The organism is Xenorhabdus vietnamensis, assembly GCF_002127535.1.
GTDB classification, from domain to species: domain Bacteria; phylum Pseudomonadota; class Gammaproteobacteria; order Enterobacterales; family Enterobacteriaceae; genus Xenorhabdus; species Xenorhabdus vietnamensis.
On the sequence record NZ_MUBJ01000037.1, the window covers coordinates 1 to 4,622 of the forward strand.

Genomic DNA, 4,622 nt, shown 5'->3' on the forward strand with positions numbered 1-4,622 from the left:
GCGCCGCATGGCCCCGTTTGTTTCCCCGTTAGTGGAAGGCAAACTGGTCGAGTCGCGCAAGTTTCAGACCAACAGCTTTAAGCCTGCGTACATTAAAGACAAACGCGCCCCGGATTTACGCAAACCCATTCGTCGCCAGATTGGTGAACGGATTGGCGGTCAATATACCGCGGCTGAGCGTGAGATGCTCAATATCCAATTTGAACTGGCCGACCAGATAGACATGATTAACCGCCGTCTGGAGTGGATGGCGGCCAGCGCGCTGGCAACCGGTACAATCACCGTGGCGGGTGAAGGTTACGAAACGAAAGTTGTCAATTTCGGGCGCTCTGCTGACCTGACGGTCACCCTGAGCGGCAGTGATAAATGGCCGACAAAGGTGGATGCAGGCAAAACCAATAACCAGCCAACACAGGATATTGAAGTATGGTCGCAGCGCATTCTGAAAAATTCCGGTGCCGTGCCGACCGATCTGGTGTTTACCACTCGGTCATGGAATGCGTTCCGTCTGGATACCACTATCACCGACAGCGCCATCAAATTCCCGGCACTAAACCCGTACGGTAACCAGATTAACCCCGGCACGCAGGTACAAAAAGGGGCTGTCTATAAAGGCCGTTGGGGTCAATTTGATTTGTGGGTGTACAACGACTGGTTTATTGACCCGGTAGATGGCAAAGAAAAACCGATGCTGCCAGAGGGTACGGTCATTATGTCCGGCGCGGATTTAATGGGTACGCGTGCGTTTGGGGCGATACTGGATCCCGCCTTTACCTATGGTCCAATGGCCTATGCACCAAAATCGTGGTTACAGGAAGATCCTGCCCAGCGCTTCCTGATGATGCAATCCGCGCCGCTGGTTATTCCAAGCCGAGTCAACGCAGCTTTGTGCGCTACAGTGGTGTGATATGGCAAAGAAAACACAACAGGAACTGGGCGAATTACCGCCCGAATTGCAGGTCGGGTCAACAGATGACACTACCCCACAAGACACTCAGCCCGCACCATCCGATGAACTGGATAGTGATGAGCTGAGTGCTGATGAGGAAACCCCTGAGTTTGTCGTTGTTAAAGGCCACACGGTCCGGCATAACGGTGTTGATTACCCTGAAAACACCGTAATTGATTTACAGGGTGACGACGTTGAACGCCTGATTCAGTTGGGGGTTGTCATGCGGCTGGATACGCTGAAATCGCAATTATTGTCCGGCAATTCTGTCACCGTTCAGGACGGCGTTAAAATCCAACAGGAGGCCTGATGCCGATTGACTGGGATAAACATCTATTGGCACCGCTGCATCAACAATTTGCCGAGCGGGTGAACTGGCGGCCTCAGCAGGGTGAGCCTTACGACATCATGGGCGTATTTGACCGCGCCTATACCCAGCAGGTGGAATCGCTCGACGGAGACAGCAGCATTAACACCACAAAACCGTTGCTGGGTGTGCGTGATGCGGTATTCAAATCCCCGCCACAGCAACAAGATCGGGTGTTTGTGTACAGCATCAATACTGAATTTGTCGTGAGTGACGTTCAGCCGGACAGTCACGGTGGGACGCATTTGCAACTCAACAGGATTAAACACAAACAATGAACGCATCAATAGTACGCAATATGGTGGTTCAGGCGCTCACGGGTAAAACGGATGCGCAATCCCGTGTTTATTCCCCGCGTGATTGGTCAACGAGAGGGGATGATTATCCGTGCATTTTGGTGCAAACGCCATTTGATCATAAAAAATCGCTGGGTCGCAACGTTCCCCAATTTCATACTGTAACTACCGTTAGAGTCACCGGCAGGATAGAGGCATTTGACGGTGATGTTGATGATGGGGCAGAACAGGCGGAACTGGCATTGGAGGTGCTGCGGGAACAAATCGAACGGGCGGTCATTAACAGTGACAAATTAACGCGGGTTATTCAGCAATATGCTGAAATTCGCTCGCAAATCGATATTGATGCCAGTGGTGAGGGACATTTTGCCCAGCTCCTGATGGATATCGACATTGAATATTACCAGGGTGAGGAGGATTTCTATCCCATCGAAACACATCAACTGGACGGCATTGACGTGACCGTAGCAATGCCGGAACACACCCCCGAACCCAAAATCAGTATTAATCTGGAGTAACCTTATGATTGTTAAACCCGTAGCTGGGCGGCGCGTGCGCTGTCCGGTCAGGGGCGAGTTTTTGCCCGAATCCGGTGCCGAGGTGCCGGATAATTTGTTTTGGCACCGTCGGTTAAACGATGGTGATGTTGAACTGGTCAAGCCGGACGTGACAGAAACCAAACTCGTCAAAAAGGCCGCTCAGGAGAATGAATAATATGGCGATCCCCTTTTCCCGCATTCCCAATAACCTTAGAACGCCACTGTTTTTCGTCGAGTTCGATAACTCAATGGCCAACAGTGCAACCGCAACACAACGCACGTTAATTCTCGGTCAAATGCTGGGTAATACAGCTGAAAAATCGGGTGTACCTGTGCGCATTTCCTCGGCGGAACAGGCCGCTACCCAGTTCGGTCACGGCTCATTATTGCATGGTATGGCTGCGGCGTATCTGGCAAACGATCAGGCGGCAGAACTGTGGGTATTACCCCTGAAAGACGGGGATAACATGCTGGCTGCAAAAGGGCAGATTAAAGTTTCGTCGTTGCCAACCAAGACGGGCGTTATTTCGCTGTATATCGCCGGCCAGCGCGTACAGATCACCGTCATGGCGACGGATAAATCGACGCAGATTGCCAATCATTTAACCGCTGCCATTAACCGCAAGCATTCTCTGCCAGTGACAGCGAATTCAGCGGATGACACGGTCACGCTGACGGCGAAAAATAAAGGCGCTCACGGCAATGGGATCAACGTTTGCCTTAATTACCGCGGGCAGGCAGGCGGAGAGGTTACTCCGGCAGGGCTGGCGCTGGTGATCACCCCTATGACAGGGGGTGCCGGTGCGCCGGAATTAAAAAATGGCCTGTCTAACCTGAGTGACCGTTCATTTGATTTTATCGTCAATCCCTACACCGACACCACGTCAATGGATGAGATGAAATCATTCCTGTCAGATACCGGCGGTCGCTGGTCATGGGAACAGCAATTGTACGGCCATGCGATCAGTGTCGTCAGCGGCACTTATGGTGAGCTGGCGGATATCGGAGCGCGCCGCAACAATCAGCATGAAACCTTACTGGGTGTAACGAAATCGCCGACACCCAACTACATCTGGTCAGCAGCAGTCACAGGTGCCGTCGCGCCGTCACTCAGAAACGACCCCGGCAGGCCGTTGCAGACCCTGCCCGTGGCGGGTGTTCTCGCACCGGCGGCTGAGGATCAGCTCGATTTGATTGAGCGCAATAACCTGTTGCACAGTGGTATTTCCACGTTTACGGTGGCCGATGATGGCACGGTACAGATTGAAAACCTCATTAGTACCTACCAGAAAAACCCGTATGGCGATAATGATGACAGTTATCTGCAGATAGAAACGCTGTTTTTACTGGCGTTTGTTTCTCGTTACATTCGCACGCAGATCACGTCTAAGTTCCGTCGGATGAAACTGGCGGCAGACGGCACGCGATTTGCGGCAGGCTCGGCCATTGTGACCCCGAATGTGGTGCGTGCCGAACTCATCGCCCAGTACCGGACACTGGAATACAACGGGTATGTGCAGGATTCAAAGGCGTTTGCGAGTGGGCTGAGAGTCGAAATCAACGCTCACAACCCAAACCGTTTGGACGTTCTCTGGACAGGTACATTGATCAACCAGTTGCGCGTATTTGCCCTGCTCAATCAATTCCGTCAGCAACCAACTAACTAGGAGAAAATCGTGGGAAACACTTCTAACAGGCTGGCAGGTACAGCCTATGTTTCTGTTGATGGTATGCGGATCATGGTGGTGGGTGATTTCACCTACAGCCCCTCAGCGGTCACCCGTGAAACACTGACCGGCATGGACAGTGTGCACGGGTATAAAGAAAAACCGAGTCCATCATTTATATCCTGCCGGGTGCGTGACAGCGGCGGCACCACCGTCGCCGATTTTAACAACCAGACCAACGTCACTATCGTCGCTGAACTCGCCAATGGCAAGACTATCATCGGTGAGGGCATGTGGACCGTGAACTCGCAGGAAGTCAAAAGTGAAGATGCGGAGTTCGAAGTTCGTTGGGAAGGTATTTCAGTTACCGAAAACTAAGAGGCAGTCATGGAAAAAACAAAAGTTATTACACTAAACAAGCAGATTGAGAGCAATGACGGTAAAGAAGTTTATACCGAAATTCATCTGCGAGAACCTGCGCTGTTTGAGGTTGAGCAGTTTTATGAAATGGATAAAAAATCCAACCCGCTGGCCGCCATGAGATTACTGATTACTCTGGTATCGGGTGTGCCTGAAACGGTACTGAAAAAGATGGCAATATCTGATTTCCGTCAATGTGAGGTGTTCTTAACCCATTTTTTGGCTTATACCCCCTCCAGCAATGGCAACGATTAGCGGCAGACATCACCTATTTTTATCGCTGGAGGCCACAAGAGGCGTGGCTCCTGAGTCGAACGCGGCTAGTTTGGTGGGCTGAGCAGGCGCAACGCATTATAGAGGCTAAACATAATGGCTAATGCATTT

Annotated in this window: 8 protein-coding genes; all 8 read left to right on the top strand. The window is 51.5% G+C overall.

Annotated features, from left to right (window positions below; genetic code table 11):
* Positions 1-907 (top strand): major capsid protein (locus tag Xvie_RS18835; RefSeq protein WP_139838896.1); only part of this gene is annotated, 907 nt, incomplete at its 5' end.
* Between the two features lies 1 nt (position 908).
* Positions 909-1,259 carry a hypothetical protein gene (locus tag Xvie_RS18840; protein WP_086110675.1) on the top strand — a complete coding sequence of 117 codons (351 nt, stop codon included), beginning with the start codon at positions 909-911 and terminating at the stop codon, positions 1,257-1,259.
* Positions 1,259-1,594, top strand: coding sequence for a head-tail joining protein (locus Xvie_RS18845; RefSeq protein WP_086110676.1), 336 nt, complete (start codon positions 1,259-1,261; stop codon positions 1,592-1,594). The genes Xvie_RS18840 and Xvie_RS18845 overlap by 1 nt, the downstream gene beginning before the upstream one ends.
* The gene (locus tag Xvie_RS18850) at positions 1,591-2,130 is read left to right on the top strand and encodes an ATP-binding protein (RefSeq protein WP_086110677.1); all 540 of its coding nucleotides are present in this window, start codon (positions 1,591-1,593) and stop codon (positions 2,128-2,130) included. The genes Xvie_RS18845 and Xvie_RS18850 overlap by 4 nt, the downstream gene beginning before the upstream one ends.
* 4 nt (positions 2,131-2,134) lie before the next feature.
* Positions 2,135-2,326: a DUF2635 domain-containing protein gene (locus Xvie_RS18855; RefSeq protein ID WP_086110678.1), complete on the top strand. Its 192-nt coding sequence runs from the start codon at positions 2,135-2,137 to the stop codon at positions 2,324-2,326.
* Position 2,327: 1 nt separating this feature from the next.
* Positions 2,328-3,818, top strand: coding sequence for a phage tail sheath subtilisin-like domain-containing protein (locus Xvie_RS18860; protein WP_086110679.1), 1,491 nt, complete (start codon positions 2,328-2,330; stop codon positions 3,816-3,818).
* A 9-nt stretch (positions 3,819-3,827) separates the two neighbouring features.
* Complete coding sequence (locus Xvie_RS18865) at positions 3,828-4,196, top strand: phage tail tube protein (RefSeq protein WP_086110680.1); 369 nt, start codon at positions 3,828-3,830, stop codon at positions 4,194-4,196.
* 9 nt (positions 4,197-4,205) lie between these two features.
* Positions 4,206-4,493 carry a phage tail assembly protein gene (locus tag Xvie_RS18870; RefSeq protein ID WP_086110681.1) on the top strand — a complete coding sequence of 96 codons (288 nt, stop codon included), beginning with the start codon at positions 4,206-4,208 and terminating at the stop codon, positions 4,491-4,493.
* Positions 4,494-4,622: the final 129 nt, after the last annotated feature.

What these genes read in the sequence shown, in the direction of transcription:
- Xvie_RS18840 (WP_086110675.1), top strand. Translation starts at nt 909, where the DNA reads ATGGCAAAGAAAACACAACAGGAACTGGGCGAATTACCGCCCGAATTG.
- Xvie_RS18845 (WP_086110676.1), top strand. Translation starts at nt 1,259, where the DNA reads ATGCCGATTGACTGGGATAAACATCTATTGGCACCGCTGCATCAACAA.
- Xvie_RS18850 (WP_086110677.1), top strand. Translation starts at nt 1,591, where the DNA reads ATGAACGCATCAATAGTACGCAATATGGTGGTTCAGGCGCTCACGGGT.
- Xvie_RS18855 (WP_086110678.1), top strand. Translation starts at nt 2,135, where the DNA reads ATGATTGTTAAACCCGTAGCTGGGCGGCGCGTGCGCTGTCCGGTCAGG.
- Xvie_RS18860 (WP_086110679.1), top strand. Translation starts at nt 2,328, where the DNA reads ATGGCGATCCCCTTTTCCCGCATTCCCAATAACCTTAGAACGCCACTG.
- Xvie_RS18870 (WP_086110681.1), top strand. Translation starts at nt 4,206, where the DNA reads ATGGAAAAAACAAAAGTTATTACACTAAACAAGCAGATTGAGAGCAAT.